This window comes from Ferrovibrio terrae (assembly GCF_007197755.1).
In the GTDB taxonomy this organism is placed as follows: Bacteria; Pseudomonadota; Alphaproteobacteria; order Ferrovibrionales; family Ferrovibrionaceae; genus Ferrovibrio; species Ferrovibrio terrae.
Genome location: NZ_CP041636.1, coordinates 3,799,384 through 3,824,445, shown reverse-complemented (window position 1 = coordinate 3,824,445; position 25,062 = coordinate 3,799,384). Strand labels below are relative to the sequence as shown.

Annotated in this window: 25 protein-coding genes; 13 read left to right on the top strand and 12 right to left on the bottom strand. The window is 63.0% G+C overall.

Annotation, left to right across the window (positions count from 1 at the left end; all coding sequences use genetic code 11):
• Positions 1 to 59: 59 nt before the first annotated feature.
• Positions 60 to 437, bottom strand: a complete 378-nt coding sequence (locus FNB15_RS18705) for a c-type cytochrome (RefSeq protein ID WP_144258175.1) — start codon at positions 435 to 437, stop codon at positions 60 to 62.
• A gap of 195 nt (positions 438 to 632) precedes the next feature.
• Between FNB15_RS18705 and FNB15_RS18700 the strand changes: the two genes are divergently transcribed.
• Entirely contained in the window at positions 633 to 1,370 is a 738-nt protein-coding gene (locus FNB15_RS18700) for a DUF6969 family protein (protein ID WP_144258174.1), read from the top strand.
• A gap of 11 nt (positions 1,371 to 1,381) precedes the next feature.
• On the opposite strand, the gene FNB15_RS18695 is transcribed toward FNB15_RS18700, so the two are convergent.
• Positions 1,382 to 2,512, bottom strand: coding sequence for a TRAP transporter substrate-binding protein (locus tag FNB15_RS18695; RefSeq protein WP_144258173.1), 1,131 nt, complete (start codon positions 2,510 to 2,512; stop codon positions 1,382 to 1,384).
• A gap of 212 nt (positions 2,513 to 2,724) precedes the next feature.
• Between FNB15_RS18695 and FNB15_RS18690 the strand changes: the two genes are divergently transcribed.
• From FNB15_RS18690 to FNB15_RS18680, 3 genes are all read left to right on the top strand, one after another.
• Positions 2,725 to 3,780 (top strand): TRAP transporter substrate-binding protein, encoded by a 1,056-nt coding sequence (locus tag FNB15_RS18690; protein ID WP_144258172.1) that lies wholly within the window; start codon positions 2,725 to 2,727, stop codon positions 3,778 to 3,780.
• A gap of 72 nt (positions 3,781 to 3,852) precedes the next feature.
• The gene (locus tag FNB15_RS18685) at positions 3,853 to 4,383 is read left to right on the top strand and encodes a TRAP transporter small permease (protein ID WP_144258171.1); all 531 of its coding nucleotides are present in this window, start codon (positions 3,853 to 3,855) and stop codon (positions 4,381 to 4,383) included.
• A complete protein-coding gene (locus tag FNB15_RS18680) occupies positions 4,383 to 5,681 on the top strand; it encodes a TRAP transporter large permease (RefSeq protein WP_144258170.1) in 1,299 nt (432 codons plus the stop codon). Before FNB15_RS18685 ends, FNB15_RS18680 begins: the two co-directional genes overlap by 1 nt.
• A gap of 5 nt (positions 5,682 to 5,686) precedes the next feature.
• Here the strand turns inward: FNB15_RS18680 and otnI are convergent, their stop codons facing one another.
• Positions 5,687 to 6,493 carry a 2-oxo-tetronate isomerase gene (gene otnI, locus FNB15_RS18675; protein ID WP_144258169.1) on the bottom strand — a complete coding sequence of 269 codons (807 nt, stop codon included), beginning with the start codon at positions 6,491 to 6,493 and terminating at the stop codon, positions 5,687 to 5,689.
• A gap of 128 nt (positions 6,494 to 6,621) precedes the next feature.
• Between otnI and FNB15_RS18670 the strand changes: the two genes are divergently transcribed.
• From FNB15_RS18670 to FNB15_RS18655, 4 genes are read left to right on the top strand one after another with little or no spacing between them, the layout of a single operon-like run.
• Positions 6,622 to 7,779, top strand: a complete 1,158-nt coding sequence (locus tag FNB15_RS18670; protein ID WP_144258168.1) for an ABC transporter permease — start codon at positions 6,622 to 6,624, stop codon at positions 7,777 to 7,779.
• Positions 7,780 to 7,781: 2 nt separating this feature from the next.
• Positions 7,782 to 8,582, top strand: coding sequence for an ABC transporter ATP-binding protein (locus FNB15_RS18665; RefSeq protein ID WP_144258167.1), 801 nt, complete (start codon positions 7,782 to 7,784; stop codon positions 8,580 to 8,582).
• Between the two features lies 1 nt (position 8,583).
• Complete coding sequence (locus FNB15_RS18660) at positions 8,584 to 9,576, top strand: MlaD family protein (protein WP_185973614.1); 993 nt, start codon at positions 8,584 to 8,586, stop codon at positions 9,574 to 9,576.
• A complete protein-coding gene (locus FNB15_RS18655) occupies positions 9,573 to 10,193 on the top strand; it encodes an ABC-type transport auxiliary lipoprotein family protein (RefSeq protein WP_144258165.1) in 621 nt (206 codons plus the stop codon). Before FNB15_RS18660 ends, FNB15_RS18655 begins: the two co-directional genes overlap by 4 nt.
• A gap of 59 nt (positions 10,194 to 10,252) precedes the next feature.
• Here FNB15_RS18655 and gpt read toward each other — a convergent pair whose 3' ends face one another.
• The 5 genes from gpt to FNB15_RS18630 form a co-directional block, all read right to left on the bottom strand.
• Entirely contained in the window at positions 10,253 to 10,759 is a 507-nt protein-coding gene (gene gpt / locus FNB15_RS18650; protein ID WP_144258164.1) for a xanthine phosphoribosyltransferase, read from the bottom strand.
• A gap of 16 nt (positions 10,760 to 10,775) precedes the next feature.
• Complete coding sequence (locus tag FNB15_RS18645; RefSeq protein WP_185973613.1) at positions 10,776 to 11,228, bottom strand: acyl-CoA thioesterase; 453 nt, start codon at positions 11,226 to 11,228, stop codon at positions 10,776 to 10,778.
• Between the two features lie 109 nt (positions 11,229 to 11,337).
• Entirely contained in the window at positions 11,338 to 12,750 is a 1,413-nt protein-coding gene (boxB, locus tag FNB15_RS18640; protein WP_144258162.1) for a benzoyl-CoA 2,3-epoxidase subunit BoxB, read from the bottom strand.
• 16 nt (positions 12,751 to 12,766) lie between these two features.
• Positions 12,767 to 14,464, bottom strand: coding sequence for a 2,3-epoxybenzoyl-CoA dihydrolase (gene boxC, locus FNB15_RS18635; RefSeq protein ID WP_144258161.1), 1,698 nt, complete (start codon positions 14,462 to 14,464; stop codon positions 12,767 to 12,769).
• An 80-nt stretch (positions 14,465 to 14,544) separates the two neighbouring features.
• Positions 14,545 to 15,447, bottom strand: coding sequence for a helix-turn-helix transcriptional regulator (locus tag FNB15_RS18630; protein WP_144258160.1), 903 nt, complete (start codon positions 15,445 to 15,447; stop codon positions 14,545 to 14,547).
• A 92-nt stretch (positions 15,448 to 15,539) separates the two neighbouring features.
• Between FNB15_RS18630 and FNB15_RS18625 the strand changes: the two genes are divergently transcribed.
• The 4 genes from FNB15_RS18625 (at position 15,540) to FNB15_RS18610 (ending at position 18,952) form a co-directional block, all read left to right on the top strand.
• Positions 15,540 to 16,007 (top strand): flavodoxin domain-containing protein, encoded by a 468-nt coding sequence (locus FNB15_RS18625; RefSeq protein ID WP_144258159.1) that lies wholly within the window; start codon positions 15,540 to 15,542, stop codon positions 16,005 to 16,007.
• Between the two features lie 58 nt (positions 16,008 to 16,065).
• Positions 16,066 to 17,616: a benzoate-CoA ligase family protein gene (locus tag FNB15_RS18620; protein WP_144258158.1), complete on the top strand. Its 1,551-nt coding sequence runs from the start codon at positions 16,066 to 16,068 to the stop codon at positions 17,614 to 17,616.
• Between the two features lie 5 nt (positions 17,617 to 17,621).
• The gene (locus tag FNB15_RS18615) at positions 17,622 to 18,416 is read left to right on the top strand and encodes an alpha/beta fold hydrolase (RefSeq protein WP_144258157.1); all 795 of its coding nucleotides are present in this window, start codon (positions 17,622 to 17,624) and stop codon (positions 18,414 to 18,416) included.
• Between the two features lie 107 nt (positions 18,417 to 18,523).
• Positions 18,524 to 18,952, top strand: a complete 429-nt coding sequence (locus FNB15_RS18610) for a response regulator (RefSeq protein WP_185973612.1) — start codon at positions 18,524 to 18,526, stop codon at positions 18,950 to 18,952.
• Here the strand turns inward: FNB15_RS18610 and FNB15_RS18605 are convergent.
• Both FNB15_RS18605 and FNB15_RS18600 read right to left on the bottom strand, forming a co-directional pair.
• Positions 18,949 to 19,326 (bottom strand): response regulator, encoded by a 378-nt coding sequence (locus FNB15_RS18605; RefSeq protein WP_144258155.1) that lies wholly within the window; start codon positions 19,324 to 19,326, stop codon positions 18,949 to 18,951. The two genes, FNB15_RS18610 and FNB15_RS18605, sit on opposite strands and share 4 nt — an antisense overlap.
• Positions 19,327 to 19,330: 4 nt before the next feature.
• Complete coding sequence (locus FNB15_RS18600) at positions 19,331 to 20,902, bottom strand: MHYT domain-containing protein (RefSeq protein WP_144258154.1); 1,572 nt, start codon at positions 20,900 to 20,902, stop codon at positions 19,331 to 19,333.
• A gap of 215 nt (positions 20,903 to 21,117) precedes the next feature.
• Here FNB15_RS18600 and FNB15_RS18595 point away from each other — a divergent pair, with 215 nt between their 5' ends.
• Positions 21,118 to 22,176, top strand: a complete 1,059-nt coding sequence (locus FNB15_RS18595) for a Fe(3+) ABC transporter substrate-binding protein (protein WP_144258153.1) — start codon at positions 21,118 to 21,120, stop codon at positions 22,174 to 22,176.
• Between the two features lie 75 nt (positions 22,177 to 22,251).
• Here the strand turns inward: FNB15_RS18595 and FNB15_RS18590 are convergent, their stop codons facing one another.
• Positions 22,252 to 23,451, bottom strand: a complete 1,200-nt coding sequence (locus FNB15_RS18590) for a hypothetical protein (protein ID WP_144258152.1) — start codon at positions 23,449 to 23,451, stop codon at positions 22,252 to 22,254.
• Between the two features lie 50 nt (positions 23,452 to 23,501).
• Positions 23,502 to 25,052 carry a tetratricopeptide repeat protein gene (locus tag FNB15_RS18585; protein WP_144258151.1) on the bottom strand — a complete coding sequence of 517 codons (1,551 nt, stop codon included), beginning with the start codon at positions 25,050 to 25,052 and terminating at the stop codon, positions 23,502 to 23,504.
• Positions 25,053 to 25,062: the final 10 nt, after the last annotated feature.

The window sequence follows — 25,062 nt, the reverse complement described above, 5'->3', positions numbered from 1 at the left end:
GACCTTAGCCAACCGGGCGAGACGGAGGAAGAGGGGGCTGTGACAGCCTGACTGGACAGTTACTTGGTCGCGTCCTTGAGGTAGGCGATCAGGTCGGCGATCTCGGTTTCCCGCTTGATGCCCGGGAAGACCATCTTGTTGCCCTTGATGAAGCTCTTAGGGTCGGCGAGATACTGCGCGATGGTGTCATCGCTCCAGGTGATGCCGGAATTTTTCATCGCATCGGAATATTTGAAACCTTCGGTGGTGCCGGCCTTGCGACCGAACACGCCCTTCAGCGAGGGGCCGACGGCATGCTTGCCGGCATCCAGCTGGTGGCAGGCCCGGCATTTGGCGAAAGCCTTGCGGCCTTCCTCCGGGTTGCCGGCAGCCTGGGCGCTGCCGAGAGTGAAGCTGAGGGCGAGCAGGGCAAAAACGGATAAAGCGACTCGCGACATCTGGGGCTCCTGGGGCAGTGGGCGTTTTCTGTATATGGCGTGTCAAACACCGATTCGGGGCAGGACTAGTATCCCACCGATGAAAAAAATAGCACGGCGACTCGCATTGGGAAGCGTGGCGCCTTGTCGCATTTACCACCGCTTAACAGAGCGGCTGGTTAACTGCCCCGCGTTGAGTGCGGGAGAGCAGTACCGATGAATATGATGGCCAATGCGGGGACGATGCGGCTGCAGGCGATGGCGGCGGCGGGCGGCGAGGTGCTGAAGATCCAGCAGGATCTGGCGGCGCGGCGCAGCAACCTGGTGGCTGAACTGCTGCGTGGCGAGGAGGATTTCTTCGAGCAGCAGCATTATCCCGCCGGCGATGTGTTCGATCCGCAGACCGGTGCGCAATATTACTACCACGCCCATCGCAACGACGGCCGTGAGCATGGTCACTTTCATGTCTTTCAGCGCCCGCAATTCCTGGGTGAACAGTTCGAGCCGGCCAAATATGTGAAGACCGGTGTCGGCCGCTGCTCGCCCAAGCAGAAGATCGGCGAACACTGGCCGCGCGGCGAAAACGCCCTGGCCCATATCATCGGTGTGGCGATGGATCATTACGGCCAGCCGATCCGGCTGTTCACCGTCAACCGCTGGGTTACTGATGAAACCTGGTTCGCCGCACGCGACGTGATCGCCATGCTGGAGCGCTTCGAGCTGCGTCATGCCTGGCCGTCCTCGCCGGTGAACCGCTGGCTCAACGGCCTGCTGCGCCTGTTCCAGCCCGAGATCATCGATCTGATCCGTCGCCGCGACGATGCGGTGGAGGCGCGCGGTCGCGCCAATCCGCGCGGCGATGCTCTGGAAGACCGCAGCCTGGAAGTGACCGCGTCGATCGATATTTCGGTGGAACGGCAGCTGCGCCAGCTGCGTCGGTCACTGGCGGCTTAGGCGCCGACTGCTTAAGGCAGGTATCCCAGCCCGCGCCATTCGGCGTAGGACTTGCGGAAGGTGTGGAAGGATTCCCACACTTTCTTGAATTCCGGATTAGCGGCGCTTTCTTCCTTCACTACCTGGATCCACGAGGCCTTCAGCGCGTCCATGATCGGCTTGGGCAGCGTGTGTACCTTGACCCCGCGCTGGCGGATTTCCTGCAGTGCCTGCACCTGCTGCACTTCGCCTTCGGCCAGGCTGTCGCGGATATTGTCGCCACAGACATTGTTGATCATGGCGCGCTGGGCATCGCTCATGCCGTCCCACACCTTCATGTTGACCAGCATGGTGATCAGCGAACTCTGCTGGTGCCAGCCGGGGAAATAATAGTGGTTGGCGGCTTTCTCGAAGCCGTAGCGCACATCGACGAAGGGCAGCGAGAATTCGGCCGCATCGATGCTGCCGCTTTGCAGCGCATGGAAGGTGTCGCCGCCATTCAGCGCCACGGTCTCGACACCCAGTCGGCTGATCACCTTGGCACCGATGCCCATGAAGCGCATGCGCAGGCCCTTGAGGTCTTCGACTGTGTTGATCTCACGGCGGAACCAGCCGCCGGATTCCGGCGGCAGCACGGTGCAGACGATCGGCTTGATGTTGAAGCGCGAGAAGGTGGCGTCCATCAGTTCCTGGCCGCCGCCATAGGCCAGCCAGGCGAGATATTCGCTCGCCGACGGCCCGAAGGGCACGGTGGAAAACAGCCACAGCACGGAATCACGCTGCGCGAAGAAGTTGGGCGAAGACCACACGGCGTCGATCTCGCCGTTCGACACCTTGTCGAACAGCTCGGCATTCGGCGCCAGCATGTTGGGCTCGAACAGCTTGATCTCGACATTGCCGTCGGACGCGACCTGCAGCTTCTCGACGGTGACGACAGCCATGGTGCCGATCTGTGGCGCCGAGGTGGGCGCAGCGCTCGCCATGCGGATGGTGATGCGGCCACCCGGCGCCTCGACCACAGCATTCTGATTCTGCGCGTTGTCGGGTTCCTTGATGGCGCGCGCTTCCGGGCTCTGCGTCGCGCGGTCAAGCGAGACTGCACCGATGCCGATCAGGATGCCCAATACCAGAGCCAGGCCGGCCACTGTGACCAGACGCGCCAACTGCAAAATCCTTTATAGTCTCGGCGGACCCACCCACCGGTTTCTGCCGGGTCACAATAGGCACAAGCCTATGGGCCGTCTATGTATTCAGGCGGTAACCTTGGCTCCCGGAAACTCGCCGTGGACGGGTCGTCTTGACCTTAGTTACATCTGCAACTATCCTGCGCCGCAAGGCAAAATGCCATAACAAACATCGTCTGGGAGGACGCATCGTGTCATCCAAACTGATCCGCCTGATTGGCAAATCGGCGCCGGCGGCGCTGGTCGCCGCGCTCTTCGCAACCGCAGCATTGCCGGTTGCGGCGCAGGAAATCGAGCTGAAGCTGAGCCATTTCCTGCCTGCCGGCCACGGCATGCATCGCGACTGGTTCGTGCCCTGGGGCGAGGAACTGGCCAAGCGCACCAATGGCAAGGTCAAGCTGACTGTCTTCCCGGCCGGCAGCGCCTTCGGCAATCCGGCGCGCCAGCTCGAGCAGGCGACCAGCGGCGTGGTCGATATCGCGCATGGCCTGCGCGGTGTGCCGGCCGGTCGCTTCAACCGCATGGGCATCATCGAATTCCCGTTCCTGGTCGAGACGGCGAATGCCGCCAGCCGCACGCTGTGGGAGATGTATCCCAAGCATTTCGCCGGCGAATTTCCCGACACGGTGAAAGTGCTGGGCCTGCATGCGCATAACGCCGGCCTGATCCATACCGGCGCCAAGCAGGTCAAGACGATGGACGACCTGAAGGGCCTGCGCATCCGCTCGCCCAGCCCGCAGATCAACGCGATGCTGCAGCAGCTGGGCGCCACGCCGGTCGGCCTGCCGCCGGGCGAGGTCTATGAAAATCTGCAGCGCGGCGTGATCGATGGCGCGGTCTTCCCGTGGGACCCGATCAACTCGTTCCGCCTGTTCGAGGTGACGAAATTCCATCTTGATGCACGCTCCTACACCGCCAGCTTCTATTTCGTGATGAACAAGCGGAAGTACGACAGCCTGCCGGCCGATGTGAAGAAGGCGATCGACGACACCACCGGCGCGGCGTTGACCGAGCGTTTCGGCGACTGGTGGAACCAGTGGGATGCACCGGGTCTTGAAGCCGCCTCGAAGAAGGGCAACGCGATGAGTTCGCTGAGCGCCGAGGAACGCGTGCGTTGGCGCGACGCACTGAAGCCGACCACTGAAAAGCTGCTGACCGATCTGGAAGGCCAGGGCGTGAAGGATGCCCGTGCCATCTTTGCCGAGATGCAGCAGCGCATCGCCAAGTATGAAGGCGCCAAGAAGTAAGTTCTGGTGCTGATCTGAACGATCCCGCCGCCTGACGGGCGGCGGGATATTTTTATTGCAGCGGACCGGTCGATGATCGTTTTCTATCGCCTCGCGGAACGGGCCGCCTCCTGGGCCGGCAAGATCGGTGCCTTCTGTGCGCTGTTGGCTGGCCTGTTCACCTGCCTCGACATAGTGATCCGAAATTTCGGTGGGCGGGGTATTCTGGGTACGGTCGATATCACACAGCTGATGATCGTCGGCTGCGCCTTCCTCACCATCCCCTACGGCTTTATGACCGACAGCCATGTCTCGGTCGATATCGTTACCACGCGGCTGCCGCTGCGCGGCCGCGCGCTCTGCCGTGCATTTTCGGCGCTGCTGGGCGGCGTGCTGATGCTGGCCATCGGCTGGTTCGGCATCGGTCAGGCGCAGACCGTGGCCATGATGGGCGATAAATCGCAGACCATCGGGCTGCCGATGATCTGGTTCTGGTACCCGCTGCTGGCCGGCGCGTTCTTCACGACCGCACTGATCCTGCTGATCGTGCTGCGCCATCTCGCCGTCGCCATCACCGGGCGCGAGGTGATTGCGCCGATGGAACCGAAAGCCGAGGTACTGTGATGACAGCGGCCTGGCTTGGCGTGATCGGCTTCGGCGCGGTGCTGGTGCTGATGTTCGTGCAGGTGCCCGTTGCCGTGGCGATGGGCGTGGTTGGTGCCGTGGGATTTCTGTGGCTGCAGGGCTGGGATGGCCTTGCCTATGTAATGGGCTCGTCGCCGTTTGAATCAGTGATCCCCTACAGCCTGTCGACCGTGCCGCTGTTCGTGATGATGGGAGTGTTCGCCACCTATGCCGGGCTCTCGCGTCAGCTCTACGACGCAGCCTATGCTTTCCTCGGCCATTATCGCGGTGGACTGGCGCTCGCCACTATTGGCGCCTGCGCGGCGTTCGGCTCGATCTGCGGTTCGGCGATTGCCACGGCTGCCACCATGTGCCGCGTGGCATTGCCCGAAATGCGCCGGCGCGGCTATGCCGACAGCCTGGCCTCGGCCACGATAGCGGCCGGTGGCACGCTCGGGATTCTGATTCCGCCGTCGATCATCCTGCTGATCTATGCGCTGCTCACGGAACAGTCGCTCGGCAAGCTCTATGTCGCGGCACTGCTGCCGGGCGTACTGGGCACCGTGCTCTATATGCTGGCGATTGCCGTCGCCACGCGGCTCAATCCCGCCATAGGGCCGGCCGGCGAGCGGATGTCCTGGCCGCAGCGCCGCCGTACGCTGAAAACGGTCTGGCCGGTCTTCCTGCTGTTCGCCATCGTGATCGGCGGCATGTTCATCGGGGTATTCTCGCCGAATGAAGCCGCCTCGGTGGGCGCCGTCGGTGCTTTGCTGTTCGCAGTGCTCAGCCGCTCGATGACCCTGGGTCGCTTCCGCGACTCTTTGCGCGAAACCGCAGCCACCAGTGCGATGATCTTCCTGATCCTGATCGGCGCGGGCCTGTTCAATTTCTTCCTCGAAGTCACCAATGCACCGCAATTCGTGGTGCAGCAGATTCAGGCCCTCAATCTGAGCCCGGTGCTGTTCCTGATCCTGCTGACCGGATTCTACGTCATCCTCGGCGCGCTGATGGATGACCTGGCGATGATGCTGCTGACCCTGCCATTCGTGTTCCCGCTGGTGCAGGCGTTAGGCATCGATCCGATCTGGTTCGGCATTTACATGGTCACGATTATCGAGATTGGCATGATCGTGCCGCCAGTCGGCATGAACCTGTTCGTCATTCAGGGGGTCGGCAATGTGAGGCTGGAAACCGTCATCCGCGGCATCCTGCCTTTCGTGGTGGCGGATCTGGTGCGCGTCGCCCTGCTGATCGGCTTCCCGGCGATTGCGCTCTGGCTGCCCGGTCTTATGGATTAACTGGCTTATGGATTAGTCGGCTTCTTCGGCGGCACCACGCCGTAGTCCCTGATCCAGCCGAGGCTCTCCACCGTGCTGCCGGTTGGGCGGTATTCGCAGCCGATCCAGCCGTCATAGCCCAGCCGGTCAAAGGTCTCGAGGATATAGCGGTAGTCGATCTCGCCGTTGCCCGGTTCGCGGCGGTCGGGCGGGTTGGCGATCTGCACATGGCCGATCCACGGCATCTGCCGTTCGATCCGTTTGGTGATGTCACCATGGGTAATCTGCGCATGATAGACGTCGAACTGCAGGCGCAGGTTGGGGGCGCCGATATCGGTGATCACTTTCTCGGCGAAATCGAAATCGCTGAGGAAGAAACCCGGATTGTCGCGCTGGTTGAGCGGCTCCAGCATCAGCATGCGACCCATCCCCGCAGCCTGCTGCGCCGCCCAGGCCAGGTTGTCCATGAAACAGGCTTCCATGGCACGGCGATCCGCACCTGAAGGCTGCATGCCGGCCACCACATGGATGCGTGGGCAGTTGAAAGCCTCGGCATATTCGAAGGTCCGCGCCATGGCGGCGCGGAAATCCTGCCGCCGGCTGGGCAGCGCGGCCAGCCCGCGCTCACCCTTGGCCCAGTCGCCGGCGGGGGTGTTGAACAGCACCACCTGCACCCCGGCCGCCCGTACGGCCGAGGCCACGGCAGCAGCCGAATGGTCGTAGGGGAACATGAATTCGACGGCCTGGAAGCCCTGGTCGGCGGCGGCGGCGAAACGGTCGAGGAAGGGCTCGTCCTGGAACAGGAAGCTCAGGTTGGCGGCAAAGCGCGGCATGATGTCCCCCTCGCATGATGTCCCTGGCGGGACGGTATAGCCGACCTGTCACCGGGCATCGGTTTTCCAAGACTGTCATTTCTGCTAACTGTTCGGCAAGGCTTCTTCATTTGGGGTTTTCGGGGCATATGGCCGACGGAAAGCTGCAGGCAGGACGGGACGGACGGACGCTGCGGTTCAGCCTGACGGGCGACTGGACGCTGGCGCATGCCAGCGCCTTGCTCATGCGGCTGGGCGGGCTGGCCACGGCCGGGCTGTTGCACGAGCATCTGCGCGATGGCGGCCAGCAATTGGCCCGGCTCGACACCGGCGGTCTGCAGCGGCTTGATACCGCCGGTGCGTTGCTGCTCGCCCGTCTGTATCGCCAGCTTGAGGATCAGGGTTTCTCGGTCGAATGGCCCGCGCCACGGCACGAGCATCGCGCGCTGTTCGACTATGCGCGTGGTTGCGGCGAGGCGGTGACGGTCTGGCCCAGGATCGATGGCGGCTTTGCCGGTTTTGTGCGACATCTCGGCTGGCTCACCCTGTTCTTCGCACGCGAAGCGCGACGTTTTACCTCATTCATCGGCGAAGTGACCGAGACAGCGGTGCTCACAGCCTTCCGCCCCGGCCAGATGCGCTTTACCTCCATGGTGCATCATATGGAGGAGACCGGGCTCAAGGCGCTGCCGATCGTCGGGCTGCTGTCTTTCCTGATCGGCATGGTGATGGCCTATCAGGGTGCCAGCCAGCTGCAGAAATTCGGGGCCGAGCTGTTCGTGGTCGACCTGATCGGGATCTCGGTGCTGCGTGAACTTGGGGTGCTGCTCACCGCCATCCTGATTGCCGGCCGCTCAGGCAGCGCCTTCACCGCCCAGATCGGCACCATGAAGGTGAACGAGGAGGTCGCCGCCATGCGCACGCTGGGGCTAGATCCCGTCGTTGTGCTGGTGCTGCCGCGCCTGTTCGCACTGATGCTGACCCTGCCGGTGCTGACCTTCTTCGCCGATGTCATGGGACTGGTCGGCGGCGCGCTGATGGCCTGGAGCACGCTCGGCATCAACCCGGACCTGTTCTTCAATCGCCTGCATGATGCCGTGGGGTTGCGCACTTTCTTCGTCGGCCTCGTCAAGGCGCCGGTCTTTGCCGCGCTGATCGCGATGGTCGGCTGCTACGAAGGCCTGCGCGTCAAGCGCGATGCCGAGAGCGTTGGCCGGTTGACCACGCGCTCGGTGGTGCAGTCGATCTTCCTTGTCATCGTGTTCGATGCGCTGTTTTCCATCATGTTCAACTTCTTGGAAATCTGAACATGGGGACACCGGACAGACAGCGGGATACGGTGATCAGCGTGCGCGGGCTCGTGAACCGTTTTGATGACAACGTGATCCATCAGGGCCTCGACCTCGACGTCTATCGCGGTGAGGTGATCGGCGTGGTCGGCGGGTCTGGCACCGGCAAGTCTGTCCTGCTGCGCACCATCATCGGCCTCAATCATCCCGTCACCGGCAGCATCCGCCTGCTTGGCACCGACATGATCAACGGCGGTCCGGACGAGTTGCGCGCGGTGCGCCAGCGCTTCGGCGTGCTGTTCCAGGATGGCGCGCTGTTCTCCTCGCTGACGGTGGCGCAGAATATCCAAGTGCCGCTGAAGGAATTCTACGACCTGCCGCAGGACCTGCTGGACGAGATCGTGGCGGCGAAACTGCACATGGTCGGCCTGTCGCCCGATGCCGGGGCGAAATATCCGGCCGAACTGTCGGGTGGCATGCGCAAGCGGGCAGGGCTGGCGCGTGCGCTGGCGCTCGACCCCGAGATCGTGTTCTTCGACGAGCCTACAGCGGGCCTCGATCCGATCGGTGCGGCCGCCTTCGACCAGCTGGTGCGCGACCTGCAGCGGGCGCTGGGACTGACGGTGTTCATGGTGACGCACGATCTCGATTCGCTGCATGCCATCTGCGACCGTATCGCCGTTCTGGCCGAGAAGAAGGTGCTGCTGACCGGGCCGATGGATGTCATGCTGAAGGCGCAGCATCCATGGGTGGTCGAATATTTCCATGGGCCGCGGGCCCGGGCTGCCGCCATCACGGCGACGCTGGAAGAGAGGACGTAAGATGGAAACGCGGGCGCATCATCTGCTGATCGGCAGCTTCATGCTGGCCTTCCTGGTGCTCATCGTCGCCTTCGTGCTCTGGCTGGGCAAGACCGAGGTCGACCGTGAAGTCGCGCGCTACAATATCTATTTCAGCGGCTCGGTGGCCGGCTTAGGGGTTGGCGGCGATGTACGCTTCAACGGCATCAAGGTTGGCAGCGTGTCGCAGATCCTGATTGACCGTCAGGACACCAGCCGCGTGCGCGTGATCGCCGAAGTGGCCGGCGATACGCCGATCAGGGAAGATTCCGAAGCCACGCTGCAGTTGCAGGGCATCACCGGCGTGTCCTTCGTGCAGATCACGCCGGGCAGCCGCGAGGCCGCGATCCTGCCAGTGGTGGCCGGCCGCGACATGTCGAAATACCCCACCATTCGTTCGCGCACCTCGGCCATCGAGGCGTTGTTCGAGGCCGCGCCCGATCTGGTCACCCGCGCGGCGCAGGTACTGAGCGACGAGAACCTGCAGAATCTTGGCGGCTTCATCGCCGATCTGCGTTCGCTGTCGCAGACCCTGGTGCAGCGTCAGGATGCGATTGCCGGCGCGGTTGACAGTTTCGCCAAGACCAGCACCGACATCGCCAAGGCGGCCGCAGCGGCCGAGCAGATCGCCGCCAAGCTGGATCGCGTGATGGACCAGGCCGAGGGCACTTTGCGCAACGCCAACCAGCTGCTGCAGGTCGATGGCGCGGCTGCGGCGCAGGATGCACGCAAGGCGATGGCGCAGCTCAACGAGCTGCTGACCGCACTCAATGTGGTGATTGATGAAAACCGCGTACCGCTGAATGCCATGACGACCGATGGCTTCGGTGAGTTTCGCCGCCTGATGGCGGAAACCCGTATTCTGGTCAGCAGCCTGGCGCGCGTGGCGCAGCGGCTGGAGGATAATCCGAGCGCCGTGCTGTTCGGCAACCGTGATGCCGAATACCGCAACGAAGGGGGGAGTGGACGTCGATGAGCAACACCACCAGACGCGGCCTGCTGCTGGCGGCAGCCGCCTTGCCGCTCACGGCCTGTGGCGGCCTGATTCCGCAGGCGCCGCCGTCGAACATCTACAATCTGTCGCCCAAGACGACCTTCCCGGACAGCCTGCCGCGCGTCGACTGGCAGCTGGTGGTGGAGGAGCCTTACGCCGCCGGCGGTCTCGACAGCCACAAGATCGCGATCTACACCAACCCCTACGAAGTGAAGTATTACGCCGAGGCGCGCTGGGCCGAGCGCGCACCGCGCATGGTGCAGACCCTGCTGGTGGAAAGCTTTGAAAATACCGGCAGGATCGTCGCGGTCGGCCGCCAGTCGGTCGGTCTGCGCTCGGATTTCAACCTGAAAAGCGACCTGCGCGAATTCCAGGCCGTGCTCAAGGAGGGCCAGGCCGCGCCGGAAGTCATCATCGTGCTGCAGGTCAAGCTGATCGCGCAGCCGCGCCAGCAGATCGTGGCCTCCGCGACCTTCGAGCGGCGTGCGGTGGCGAAATCGGCTGGCATTCTGAATGTGGTGGAAGCCTTCGACGACGCGCTGGGCAAGATACTGCGCGACACGGTCGCCTGGGCGATGACGACAGCGAAGAAAGAGTAAGAGCAATTTTACTCGTCATTCCCGCGTAAGCGGGAATCGAGTCTATCCACTGGGCTTATTTACGACTGCCTGCGCAGTTCCACGATCGGCTTCGACATCACCGCTTCCATGTCCCAGGGGAACAGGATCCAGGTATCCTGGCTCACTTCGGTGATGTAGCTGTCGACCATTGGCCGGCCCGAGGGCTTGGCGTAGATGGTGGCGAAATGCGCCTTGGGCAGCAGCTGGCGCACGGCCTTCGCCGTGATGCCGGTATCAACCAGATCATCGATGATCAGCCAGCCTTCGCCCTGGTCTGGCATGGCGGCGGTGGCGTCTTTCAGCACGTTCACCTTGGTGCCCCGTTCCAGCTCGTTATAGGTCGAGCAGGAGATCGTCTCGATCACACGCACATTCAGTTCGCGCGCCACGATGGCAGCCGGCACCATGCCGCCGCGGGTGATCGCCACCACGCCCTTGTAATGCGTGCCGTTGTCGAGCAGACGCCAGGCCAGCGCCTTGCAGTGACGATGCAGCTCCTCCCAGGAGACAGGGAAGAATTTGGTATAGCCGTGGCTCTCGGTCATGCTGCTGGTTCCGTGACTAGGCTGTCGTTGCCTGGCGATAGGTTTCGATGGGGGTGCGGATACGCTCCGGGATTTCCACCGACTTGAGAATCTTCTCATCCACGATGCAGGAGATATGCGCCGCCGTGAAGCAGACCTCGCCGGCGGCATTGCGCCCCTTGAAATCGTAGGTGATGGTCGAACGGCTCAGCTTCTCGACGCGCAGCTCGACCGTGAAGGGCTCGCCGCCTTTCAGGGCGCGCTGGAAATCCAGCTTGGTGCTCACGGTCGGTGAGCCGTAGCCGAGCTCCTTGTGCAGACGCAGGAAGCTGAAGCCGATCACGTCGCGCCAGAAGGCCTCCAGCGTTTCCATCACATAGTCCAGGAACTGCGTGGTGTAGACCATGCCGGCAGGGTCGCATTCGCCCCATTGCACGATGCGGGGGCAGGAAAACGGGCGGTCGGGGCTGAACTGGGCTGAATCGGTCATGGCCGGATGATACGGAGCCGGCATGCTAAAAAAAAGGGCGTCCGAAGGGGATTCGGACGCCCAACTGGTCTGGGAAGGAGATGGTGGTCTGGGAGGGAACTGGGCCGCCTTACGGACGGACGTATTCGAAGTCGGTCGGCTGGTTGTTGATGCCGCGGGCCGGCGGAGCGATCCAGCCGGCATATTTGCCGATCTCGGTCACCGGCTTCATCAGGCTGATCACATAGAGGCGGTCGTCCTCGGTCGGCAGCCAGGCGTGATGTTTGGCATCCCACTCGGCCTGGCTGACGATCTTGCCGTCCGGGCTGACCTTCAGTTCGGCGAACTGGCCGATCTGGCGGTTGAAGGCCCGGTGCGGCAGCTTGAGCTCGAAGTCGATGCCATGGCGCTTGATGATCTGGTTCCAGCGCATCACGCCGCGGGCGCAGTCGGCCACATAGTCGTCGCGCAGGCGCTCGTTCAGGGCGGTGAGGGCGGAAGCCTCGACCTCACGGAAGCCGTCGCCGTGCACTTCCAGCACCTTGTAGGACGCATCGGTCAGCTTGTGGTCGTCGCCGATGCGGGTCTCGTCGAAGCGGCCTTTGATGCCCATGGTGTAGTAGTTCGCCGCGTTGGTCGAGATTTCCGAACCGAACAGATCGACCGACACCGAGAAGTGGAAGTTGAGATACTTCTGCAGCGTGGGCAGATCGACGGCGCCATGCTTGCGCACGTCGTCGGTCTTGAAGTCACGCATGATTTCGCAGGTGCGCTGGATCACGCGGCTGATGCCGGTTTCGCCCACGAACATATGATGCGCTTCTTCGGTCAGCATGAAGCGGCAGGTGCGCGACAGCGGATCGAAGCCGCTCTCGGCGAGAGATGCCAGCTGGAACTTGCCGTCACGATCGGTGAAGAAGGTGAACATGAAGAAGCTGAGCCAGTCCGGCGTCGCCTCGTTGAAGGCGCCGAGGATGCGCGGCTTGTCGTCGTCGCCCGAGCGGCGCTGCAGCAGCGCCTCGGCTTCCTCGCGGCCGTCGCGGCCAAAGTAAGCGTCGAGCAGGTAGACCATGGCCCAGAGATGGCGGCCTTCCTCCACGTTGACCTGGAAGAGGTTGCGCATGTCATACAGCGACGGGCAGGTCTGGCCGAGCAGACGCTGCTGTTCGACTGAGGCCGGCTCGGTGTCGCCCTGGGTAACGATGAGGCGGCGCAGCACGCCGCGATATTCACCGGGAACTTCCTGCCAGGCGGCCTCACCCTTGTGGTCGCCGAAATTCACCTTGCGCTCGGCTTCCGGCTCGGCAAGGAAAATACCCCAGCGATAGTCGGGCATCTTCACATAGTCGAAATGCGCCCAGCCCTGGCTGTCGACGCTGATCGCGGTGCGCAGATAGGCCTCGCGCGCCTGGAAACCGGCCGGGCCCATATCGCCCCACCAGTCGAGGAATTTCGGCTGCCAGTCTTCCAGCGCGCGCTGCAGGCGGCGGTTGTCGGAGAGGTTGACGTTATTGGGGATGAGCGAATTGTAGTCGATAGCCATCGTCGTTCTCCCTGTCTTACACGCGCTTGCGGTCGAAGCCGGCGCGCTGGCCGGTGCCGTAAAGCTTGAGCGCACCCTGGTCGCCGACGGCGTTGGGACGCTGGAAAATCCAGTTCTGCCACGCGGTCAGACGGCCGAATATCTTGGTCTCCATCGTCTCGGGGCCGCCGAAACGGAGCGAGGCTTCCATGCCGGTGAGGGCATCGGGCGAGAAGGCGGCGCGTTCCTCGATGGCGATGCGCACCTCGTCTTCCCAGTCGATGTCGTCGGGCGTGAAGGTGACGAGGCCAGCTTCGTCGGCGGCTTCGGCATCCAGATCGTTGCCGATCAGCTTCTTCATTTCATCCGTGCGGGACGGATCGTCGAGATTCCGGCTGGCGATGCGGCTCAGGCCGTTGCCCATCGGATAGGCGCCGAAATTCATCGGCGTCATGCGCACAGTGGCGGGCGGGCGATTGTCGCCTTCCATCTGGCCGTCCAGCATGTAGGAGCGGTCAGATGCCACGACCAGTTCGAGCAGCGTGCCGGTGAAGCAGGAGCCCGGCTCGATCAGGGCGAAGGTCGAGCGCGACGAGACGTCGATGCGCTTGAGCACACGCTTGAGGAACAGACGGATTTCGCGCACCAGCCAATGAGCCTTGTGCTGTTCCAGGGCGGCATCGTATGCGGCAACCAGGTCGGCATCGCCCTCGGTACGGAATACCCACATGCCAGTGGTTTCTTCGTTGGTGCGCAGATGCAGGATCAGGTCGTCCAGCTCACGCGCCAGCGCCAGCGACCAGAACTGGTCGCCCTGCGCCTGGATCGCCTCGGCAGATGCCGGCGGCGCGGCCTTGGGGCCATGCACGGTGATCTCGGCGATGCCCTTGGTGCGATCGAGCTTGGCCTCGACATGGCTGTAGCTGATCTTGTCGCCGTCGATCTTGCGGTCCAGCTTGCTGAAGCTAATGCCCTTGGCGTCCGTCGGGCGGTCCGACTTGGCGGCGAACTTCTGCGCGGTCTCACGCACCGTATCATTCAGCTTGGTGCGCGGCACGATCTCGTCGACCAGACGCCAGTCAACAGCGCGCTTGCCCTTGATGCCTTCCTCGATGGTGCAGAAGAAGTCGGCGCGGTCGCGGCGCACCATGCGCTTGTCGACCAGGCGGGTCAGGCCGCCGGTGCCCGGCAGGACGGCCAGCAGCGGCACTTCCGGGAGCGACACGCTGGTGTTGCCGTCATCGGCCATCAGGATGTAATCGGCGGCAAGCGCCAGTTCATAGCCGCCGCCGGCGCAGGGGCCGTTCACGGCCGCGATATAGGTCTGCCTCGACTCGTTGGTGGCATCTTCGATGCCGTTGCGGGTCTCGTTGGTGAATTTGCAGAAGTTGACCTTCCAGCCATGGGCCGACTGGTTGAGCATGCGGATATTGGCGCCGGCGCAGAAGATGCGTTCCTTGCCCGAGGTGAGGATGACGGAGCGCACTTCGGGATGTTCGAAGCGCAGGCGCTGCACGGCATCATGCAGTTCGATATCGACGCCGAGATCGTAGGAATTGAGCTTCAGTTCGTAGCCGGGACGCAGGCCGCCATCTTCGCGCACATCCATCGCCAGCGTGGCGACGGGGCCATCGAAAGTCAGCTTCCAGTGCTTGTACTGGCTCGGCTCGGTGCGGAAATCGACCAAGGCAAGCTTTTCCTGGGCATGCTGGGTGCCGTTGATCTGTTCGGCCATTGAGGCAATCCTCCCTGAAACGGATAATGCACTATAGTGCAGTTTCGGGTCGATGCAAGAACTATCTTGCAGCTATTGCCTTATTCGGCTGCGTCCCGGGCCAGCCAGGCCGGATGGGCGCGCAGCGCCGTGGCCAGATCGGCTGCGGCCTGGGTCACGGCCTTGCCTGCTGTGTCGAAGGCCATGTCGGCGCGGGTATAGAGCGCCTCGCGCTGGGTCAGAATCCGTTTCAGGTCGGCCATGGCTTCGGACTGGCCGGTAATTGGTCGCATGTCACCCTGGGCCACGACGCGCCCCATATGCTCCTCGGGTGAGGCCTTCAGCCAGATGGTGAAACAATGCGTCAGCAGATGCGCATAGGTCGTCGGCTCCGATGGCAGGCTGCCGCCGGTGGCGATCACTTTGGGAGCGGGATCGGCGGTGATGCGTTCCAGCGCGCGACGCTCAAAGCGGCGATAGGCGGCCTGGCCATAGAGATCGAAAATCTCGTTCAGCGACAGACCTGCTTCGACCTCGATTTCCTTGGCCATTTCGACAAACTGGAGCCCGAAAGCCTGCGCCAGCAGTTGGCCCAGCGTGGTCTTGCCGGCACCGCGCAGTCCGATCAGGGCGATATGGCGCTTCACGCTGGCCGCCACCCCAAACCGGTCGCGCACAAAGCCCTGCAGTTCCTGCAGCTGTTCAGGCGAAAGGTCTTCGATCTGGCGCAACAGCAAAGCCTGGTCGACGCCGAGGGGGGCGCGGTCGCCAAGGAAATCGGTGATCGGCAGGTCCATGGCGCGCGCGATCTGGCGCAGCAGCAGGATAGAGATATTGCCGGCGCCACCCTCAAGCTGCGCCAGATAGCGTTCGGAAACGCCGGAATCCTTTGCCAGAATCTTGCGGCTCATGCCGCGGCGGGCACGAGCATTGCGGACGCGTTCGCCTACCGTCTGCAGAAAGGCGGTATCTTCGGGGGTGGTTTTGTCCCGTGTCTCGCTCATGAAGTGCACTATAGTGCAATTTCCTCTGGAGCGCTAGAGGATGATGCGTTATAGTTCGGGATCACTACCATTGGAGCGTTGAGGAGCTGTTCATGCAGGTATCCATTCTGGTCGGCACCATGACCGGCACAGCCGAGTTGGTGGCGGGCGACGTCAAGAAGGCGCTGGAAGGCAAGGGCCACGGCGTCGACATCCTGCTGATGGACAACCTGAAGGCCGACGTGTTCCAGCGTCCCGGCGCCTTCCTGATCATTACCTCGACCTACGGTCAGGGCGACGTGCCCGACAACGCCCGCGATTTCATGTCCGACCTGCTGGCCGTGCGCCCTGATCTCAGCGGCAAGTATGCCGGCGTGATCGGTCTGGGCGACACGACCTATCAGGACACGTTCAACCACGGCGGCAAGCAGTTCGAGGATGCGCTGCGCAGCCTGAACGCCACCATGATCGGCGAACGCATGCAGCATAACGCGTCGAGCGGGACTCTGCCCGAAGATGACGGCGTGGCCTGGGCGGTGGAATGGGCAGAGCAGGTCGCTCCGCTGGCCAAGGCTGCATAACCGCCTGCTTCCATTAGCGGGCGGCATAAAACAAAAACAAATTCCCCGGGAGGATCCCATGCCGCGCTTTCTTGAGCTGCCGCGGCGGTATAACGCCGCGACCCATTTCATCGATCGCCATATCGCTGAAGGCCGTGGGGCCAAGACCGCCTTCATCGACGACAAGGGCAGCTGCACTTACGCCGAGCTGGCCGCGCGGGTGAACCGTGCCGGCAATCTGCTGAAGGCGCAGGGCGTCAAGCCCGAGCAGCGCGTGCTGCTGGCGATGCTGGACAGCATCGACTTCCCCGCGATGTTCTGGGGCGCGATGAAAATCGGCGCCGTGCCGGTGCCGGTCAACACGTTGCTCACCACGCCGGATTACGACTTCATGCTGCGCGACAGCCGCGCTGTCGTGCTCTGCGTGTCGGATGCACTGATGGAACGCTTCCGCCCGATCATTTCCGGCCAGCCCTATCTGGAGAAGGTGCTGATCTCCGGCCAGGTGCCGCCAACGGTGACGCCGCTTGTCAAACTGCTGGAAGAACAGTCCGACCAGCTTGAGACGGCCGCCACCACGCCGGACGATATCGGCTTCTGGCTTTACTCTTCGGGTTCGACCGGCTCGCCGAAAGGCACCATGCATCTGCACAGTGATATCGTGCATACCTGCGTGCTCTATGCCGAAGAGGTGCTGGGCATCCGGGAAAGCGATGTCGTCTTCTCGGCGGCGAAGCTGTTTTTCGCCTATGGCATGGGCAATGCCATGACCTTCCCGCTGCATGTCGGTGCTACCGGCGTGCTGATGGCCGAGCGGCCGACGCCCAATGCCGTGATGAAGCGGCTGAAGGATCATCAGGCCACCATTTTCTACGGCGTGCCGACGCTCTACGCCGGCATTCTCGCCGATCAAGGCATTACCAAAGACAGCGGTTCTGCCATGCTGCGCCGCTGCGTGTCGGCTGGTGAGGCGCTGCCCGAAGATATCGGCAAGCGCTGGGAAAAAACCTTCGGCGTCGAAATCCTCGACGGCATCGGCTCGACCGAGATGCTGCATATCTTCCTTTCCAATCGCCCGGGCGAAGTGCGTTACGGCAGCACCGGCATGGCCGTGCCGGGCTATGACCTGCGCGTGGTGGGTGAGGATGGCAAAGAGGTTGCCGCCGGCGAGATCGGCGAACTGCTGGTCAGCGGGCCGTCCTGTGCTGTCGCCTACTGGAACAACCGCACCAAGAGCCTCGCCACCTTCCACGGTCCGTGGACCCGTACCGGCGACAAATATGTCTGCGACAAGGATGGCTATTACACCTATGCGGGCCGCAGCGACGACATGCTGAAGGTCAGCGGCATCTGGGTTTCGCCATTCGAAGTAGAGTCCGCGTTGCTGGCGCATCCCAAGGTGCTGGAAGCCGCCGTGGTGGCGCATGCCGATACCGATGAGCTGGTGAAGCCTAAGGCCTATGTGGTGCTGAAGGCGGAGTTCATCGCCGAAGAATCGCTGATCGGCGAGTTGCAGATGTTCGTGAAAGACCGGCTTGCACCGTACAAGTATCCGCGCTGGATTGAATTCGTTGCCGAGCTGCCGAAGACGGCGACCGGCAAGATCCAGCGTTTCAAACTGCGCGCCTGATCGGCATGTCCGGCCTGCAGTTCATCGATACGCCGGCCGGCCGCATTGAATATCGCTGGGCGGGTTCCGCGCTGCGCGATACATCGCTGCCGGTGCTGGTTTTCCTGCATGAAGGGCTGGGCTGCGTCGCGCTGTGGAAGGATTTCCCTGACCAGCTGGCGCAGGCCACCGGTCTGCCGGCGCTGGTATACAGCCGCATCGGTTATGGCGGTTCGTCGCCCTGCGCGCTGCCGCGCCCGATCACCTACATGCATGCCGAAGGCGAGACGGGTCTGCCCGATCTGCTCACCGCGCTCGGGATCCAGTCGCATATTCTGGTCGGGCATTCCGACGGCGCATCGATCTCGCTGATCTATGCTGGTGCCAAAAAAACCATTCCGCAGAGAGAAGGGTTGCTGGGCGTCGCCGTGATGGCGCCGCATGTCTTCTGCGAGGAAGTGTCCGTTCGTTCGATCCGCGCCGCCGACAAGGCCTATGCCGGGGGCGACCTGAAGGCGCGGCTGGCGAAATACCACGGCGACAATGTCGATTGCGCCTTCCGCGGCTGGTGCGATTCCTGGCTCAACCCGGAGTTCCACCACTGGAATATCGAAGCCTATGTCGACCGCATCAAAGTCCCGGTGCTGGTGATCCAGGGTGAGGATGACGAATACGGGACCATCGCCCAAGTGGGCAGTATCCGACAGAGGGCAGGGGCCGACATCCTGCTGATTCCCGCCTGTGGTCATTCGCCCCAGCGCGATCAGCCCGCTGCAACGTTGAAGGCGCTGGCCGGCTTCATACACAGCCTTGGGTATTGATTCGGCCGGTTCCGCCGATAAACGCACAGCTATTTTACGGACTTGCGCTCTTTTCAGGGAAAAGAACGCGTTTCATTGCAACTGCAATGTGGCATTCTCGCCGCGTTATGACTGATAGCGCCTCCACAGCGATTCCCGCCGGAAAACGGATTCTCGTCGTCGATGATCATCTCGACTTCGCGAATTTCGTCCGGCGCGTGGCTGAGAAGGAGGGCTTTGTCGCCGAGTTGGTCGATACCGCCGAAGCCTTCCGCAAGGCCTATGCCGAGGTGCAGCCGGCCATCATCTGCCTTGACATCGTGATGCCGGAAGAAGACGGGATCGAACTGATCCAGTGGCTGACCGGCCAGCAGTGCAAGGCGGCGATCTACATCATCACCGGGCATAACCCGTCTTATGCCCGTGCGGCGCTCGAAATCGGCCGCAGCCAGGGGCTGAACATCGCCGGCGTGCTGCAGAAGCCGGTGTCGCTGCTCACGTTGCGCGACGTGTTGTCGGCGGCCGGCGAGGGCCGTACCGCCATCGCCGCCGACTAATTGCCGACGGCAGGCAGCAAAGCTTCGATCTTCGCCAGCAACCTGGGCATGTCGACCGGCTTGGTATCATAATCCGAACATCCGGCTTCCAGGCTGCGTTCGCGATCGCTCGCCAGCGCATGCGCGGTCAGTGCGATCACCGGCATGCGCGACGTCGCCGGGATGTGTTTCAGGCGCCGGGTGGTTTCCAGCCCGTCGATGCCGTCGCCCAGGCCGATATCCATCAGCACCAGATCGGGCAGTTCGCGCTGCGCGATATCCAGCGCGGCCTCGCCGGTCTCGGCGTAGCACAGCGTGTAGCCGCGATTCTGCAGGCGGCGGCCCAGCATGTCGCGGTTGAAGGCATTGTCTTCGACGATCAGCAGTTTGGTCATGGCATTAATCCGCGGCAGCGGCAGGTGTCGTTTCGGCAATACGGGCAGGAAGTCTGATTGCAAACAGCGAGCCTTCTCCCGCTGCCGATTCCAGGATGATGTCGCCGCCAAGCAGGCGGATCAGCCGCCGGCTCAGCGCCAGGCCCAGGCCTGTTCCGCCATGGTGGCGCGCCGTGTTGCTGTCGCCGCGATGGAAATCCTCGAACACGGCACTCTGGTATTCCGGTGCGATGCCGATGCCGGTGTCGCGCACTGCGATCTCGATCCAGTCGGCGTCGTGATGGCGATACCCGCGCGTAGTCAGGCGGACCTCTCCGTTGCGGGTGAATTTGCCGGCATTGCTCAGCAGATTGATGATCGCCTGACGCAGCTTGGTGATGTCGGTATCGATATAGGTGACGCTGCTGTCGAGCTCGATCTTCAGCTTGTTGCCGTTCTGCGTGATCTGGCGGCTGCAGACGGCGAGCGAGTCATCGATCAGTTCGCTCAGCCGTGCGCGGTCGACCGCGATTTCCATCTTGCCGGCCTCGATCTTGGCCAGATCCAGAATATCGTTGATCAGCGCCAGGATATGCTTGCCCGATGAGCGGATGATCTCGAGGTCGCCCAGGCCGTCCTTCTGGCCCTTCATCTCGGATTCCTCGATCAGCAGTTCGCTGTAGCCGATCACGGCATTCAGCGGCGTGCGCAGCTCGTGGCTCATGCTGGCGAGGAAATCTGTCTTGGCGTGACTGGCGCGCTCGGCGGTCTGCTTGGCTTTCAGCAGCTCGATGGTGCGCTCGGCCACCATGGCTTCCAGCTTCTCGTTCATGTGGCGTAAGCGCAGCGCTTCGGCCTGGGCGCGGTTGGCCAGCGTCTGGTCGATCATGGCCGCGAGCAGGGCCAGGAACAGGATCACGAAGGAAGCCGAGGCGATCGCCACCGCGAGGATGTCCGACGACACGCCTTCCGACGGCGTCAGCGAGCCGTGCACCGGGAAATAGACCGCCGCCGCCATCCCGGTGTAATGCATGCCGGCCACCGCCACGGTCATCAGCACCGAGGCGAACAGCTTGATGATCAGGCCGGTCACATTCAGCGAGAGCCACAGTGCCGCGGTGGAGGCGGCGATGCCGATCAGCACCGACAGCGCGACCAGCCCGGCATGCCACTGGATCACCGCGCCCATCTGCATGGCGGCCATGCCGGTATAATGCATGGCGCTGACGCCCAGACCGGCGATGACGCCGCCAAGCGGCAGTCTGATCCTGCTGTCGGGACGGTAGGCAACGATGGCAAGGCCGGCGGCGACCACCAGAATGGCGACCAGGAAGGAAAACACGGTGAGGCTGGCGCTGTAGCGCACCGGCATCGGCAGCTCGAAGGCCAGCATGCCGACGAAGTGCATGCTCCAGATGCCGCCGCCCAGCGCGATCGCGGCGCCGAGCAGCCAGCCAAAGCGGATCTGGCCCGAGCTGGCCTTCATCCGGTCGGCCAGGGTGAGGGCGGTGAAGCCGGCAAAGAAGATGACCGCCAGGCTGAGCAGGATCAGGCCTGGTTCGTAGGTCTCGCGCAGCGGGTCTGCCAAATAGGGCATTGAATTGCTTGCCGGCTTGAATGGTCGATCAGTCCGCTGAATACCCCAGCTGCGGCCCGCGGTGCACGTTTTTTATCCGTTACCGGGGTCAAAACCGCGGTCAGGCGGGTCCTGCAATGAAGTTTATGTGATTTTTACTCTGCGTTGCAGTCGCAACTGGGCAGTGCTAATTTGCCCCTGCAAGTCATTTGCAAATAATCCTCCAGGAGCCCGTTATGCGCCGCGAATCCGCCAGTTCCTCGTTTTCCCGTCGTCTTCTGCTGCTTGGCCTCGCTGCCGCCGGCGCCATGTTCGGCCTGCCCCAGATGGCGGCCGCGCAGGACAAGGTTCTGAATCTCTATTCCTCGCGCCACTACGACACCGATGAGGCGCTGTACGACAACTTCACCAAAGCCACCGGCATCAAGATCAACCGTATCGAGGCGGGCGAAGACCAGCTGCTGCAGCGCATGCGCGCCGAAGGCGACAAGAGCCCGGCCGACGTGCTGATCACCGTGGATGCCGGCCGCCTGTGGCGTGCGCAGCAGAATGGCCTGCTGCAGCCCCTGAAGAACGCCTACCTGGAAAAGGCCATCCCGGCCCATCTGCGCGAGGCCGAGGGTCACTGGTTCGGTTTCTCCAAGCGTGCCCGCGTTTTCGTGGTCAACAAGGACAAGGTGAAGCCGGGCGATCTCGCCCGTTATGAGGATCTCGCCGATCCGAAGTGGAAGGGCCGCCTGCTGATCCGCTCCTCCACCAATGTCTACATGCAATCGCTGGCCGGTTCGATGATCGCCACGCTGGGCGAGCAGGCGACCGAGACCTGGGCCAAGGCCGTGGTGGCCAACCTGGCCCGCGCCCCGAAGGGTGGCGACACTGACCAGCTCAAGGCTGTGGCGGCGGGCGAGGGCGATGTGGCGGTGTCGAACACCTACTATCTCGCGCGCCTGATCAATTCGTCCAAGGCGGATGAGAAGGAAGTGGCGTCCAAGCTGGCTGTGATCTTCCCGAACCAGGGCGACCGCGGCACTCATGTGAACATTTCCGGTGCCGGCGTGGCCAGGTATTCGCCGAACAAGGCGAATGCCATCAAGTTCCTCGAATACCTCGCGTCGCCCGAAGCGCAGAACTACTTCGCCAAGGGCAATTACGAGTATCCGGTGGTGGCTGGCGTGCCGTTGCACCCGGTGATCCAGGCCTGGGGCAGCTTCAAGGAAGACCAGATCAGTGCCGCCGTTTTCGGCCGTAACAACGAAGAAGCGCTCAAGCTTATGGACAGGGCAGGCTGGAAGTAACAGCCGCGCGATACGGATGAACGAAGGGCGGGGGAAACCCCGCCCTTTTCTGTTTCCTGACCTGCGGCGGGCCGCTCAGTCCACGGCGTCGAGCTTGCGCAATGCTGCGGTGACCATGGCGTTGCGCTGGTCCATATGCAGCAGGTCGTCGCGCAGCGCAGCGCGGAATTTGCGCGCATCGTCGCTTTCGATCTGTCCCCAGAAGCGGCGACTTGGACGGAAGAAGCCCACTTCATCGAAGAACGACACGCCGAAGTAATAGGCCTCGGCCGGACTGACATAAGGCGCATCGTCGAAGCGGCCGTCCGGGCGGATCGAGACCTTCAGCGCACGCGCCACCATCGCGCTCAGTTCGGCTTCAGCCCGGGCCCGCTGGTCAGCCGTCATATGTGGCCAGGCGCGGCGCAGCAGCCGCGCTACATCATAGGCGTGATGGTTATTCTGGTTGCCTTCATCGCGCCAGCCATACGGATAGCGGCTGCCGCGCATGGCAAACAGTGTCTCGGCCATCTCGCGCATATGCGGCGGATCGTCCGAACGATAACTGATCGCATGGAAGGTGATGCTGAGATCGTTGGTCTTCTTCAGCTCACCGTCGATCATGTACCAGGCGCCCCAGAAACCGGTTTCCGGATTCTGCGCCGTGTTGTCGAGGAAGTCCTGCAGCGTGGCAGCAAGCTGCTGCACCGGCGTGCCATCCGGCAGCAGGGCCGCAACCTTTGGCTTGAACAGGATCTGCGCCAGGCTGGTGATCGCGTAATTCAGTTCCTTGCGGTTGTCGGTGCCGGTGGCCAGCATATCGGAGACCAGCAGGCCTTCGAGATACCGCCGCATTTTTTCCGGCGTATCGACAGGCGCGAAAAAACGCAGAGGATATGTGGGGCGATGGCCGGCCTCGACCAGTTCCTTCAGTGGATCGACGCTGGCGTCGAGCCGCAGATACCAGGCTTTGTAGCCGCCGCCCCAGGAGCCGTCTTCGGCCGATTGCGTATAGCCATAATCCTGGTCGGGTTCGGCCAGGCTGGCGCGCAGGTCGTCGAGGCGGGTGCGCACCGCTTCGGCATTTCGGGTGTAATTCATCAGGTCGCGCGCTTCGCCCAGCATCTGCATCGCGCAGATCGGTTCATGGCCCTTGTGCTGCAGGTCCATGAGGCAGTCGCGCAACTCCTGCCACTCCGCGCGGAAGCGGGCATTCATCGCGCGTTTGAACGGCGAGACCGGAATGAAACCCGGAAGGCCCCGGGGCGCGAGCAGTGCCTGCTGGCTGATATTCATGATCGCCCTATCATGATCATCCTGCCGTCCGGTGTGCCGTCAGATGCCGGTCAGCTTCGTCTGGCCAGAACCATGAAGCATGGCACCGGCTGGCCCATCTCTTCACGGCCGTGAGTCTGGTCGAAGCGCAGCAGGCTGAAGCCAGCCTGTTCCAGCGCGTGTTTCACGTAAGCTTCATCATGCTGGTAACGTCCGGTCGCACCGAGGCGATAGCCTTCGGCGGCAGTCACGCCTTCCGGCATGGCCTCGACCGTGAAACCGAACACGCCGTTCTGCGTCATCTTCGCCGCCAGTGCGCTGAAGCTCGGCGTCAAAGCGCCGAAATAGCAAAACACGTCGGCGGCCACCGAGACGTCATAGCGATCAGGGGTCCTGGCGAGGAAGCTGCCGAGTTCTGCCTCATGCAGCGCATCGTAGATTTTGCGCGCCCGCGCCTTCTCCAGCATGCCGCCGCTGAGATCGACGCCGACCAGCGACTTTGCCGCCGGACGCAGGAAGGGCGCGCAGAGGCCGGTGCCGCAGCCGGCATCCAGCACCGACAGACCGGTACGGCCCGGCATCTGCTCGGCGATCGCGGCGCACAGGATTTCCGGCACGCGATAGCCGAGACCACCCAGCACCTTTTCGAAATCGTCGGCGAAGCGGTCGAAGGTTTCGCGCACGTAAGAGTCGCCGGCGCGCTCCGGCACCTGACCGCCCAGCACGGCGGAAGCCATATGCTGCGCCACGGCGTCGTTCGGGAAGGCGGTCTTCCAGCGCTCGGCATGTTCGCGCGCCTGCGCTTCGTCGCCGCTGCGCACCATGCCGTAAAGCATTTCGCCCATGTGATACTGGAACATCGTCTCGCCCGACAGGACGGCGAGGGCATGCATGGCGAGCTTCACGCCTTCCTCAAAGCGACCGAGCTTGTACAGCGAGGTCGAGACATTCCGCAGCGCGTCGGGCTGGCTGGGGGCCAGCCTCAGCGCGGCGAAGCCCGCTTCCAGCGCGCCGAGATGATTCTCCTGAGTCGCCAGCAGGCCGCTGAGATTGACATGCGCGCCGGTAAAGTCGGGTTGCAGTTCGATGGCGCGGCGATAGCTTGCTTCCGCCTCCTGCAGCCTGCCGCTTTCGCGCAGGGCATTACCCAGGCTGAAATGGCATTGCGCGTAATTCGGTTCGAGGCCGAGCGAGGTGCTGTAGCTGGCGATCGCCGCGTCCGTATCGCCAGACTGCTTGAGTGCGACGCCGAGGTTGAAATGCAACAGCGCGTAGGAAGGATGCACCTTCAGGCCGTCGCGATACGCCTGCAGCGCCTGACTGAGGCGACCATGGCGCAGATAGGCATTGCCCAGATGCACATGCCCTTCGGGCGCCTGCGGCAGGATGCCGACCGTACGCTTGAAGGCAGCAATCGCCTGCTTGACGTCGCCACGGCTGTTGTGGATCTGGCCGAGCCGGAACCAGGCTTCGGGATGATTGGGAGCGCGCTTCAGCACATCCTGCAGCATCTGCTGCGCGGTATCGAGCTGGCCCTGATTGGCCAAGGCCACGGCAGTCGCCACCGGATCGGCGCCGGCACCGGCCTGCTGCATCAGCATGTCACTCACTGGATTCGTCATGATCCTCAAA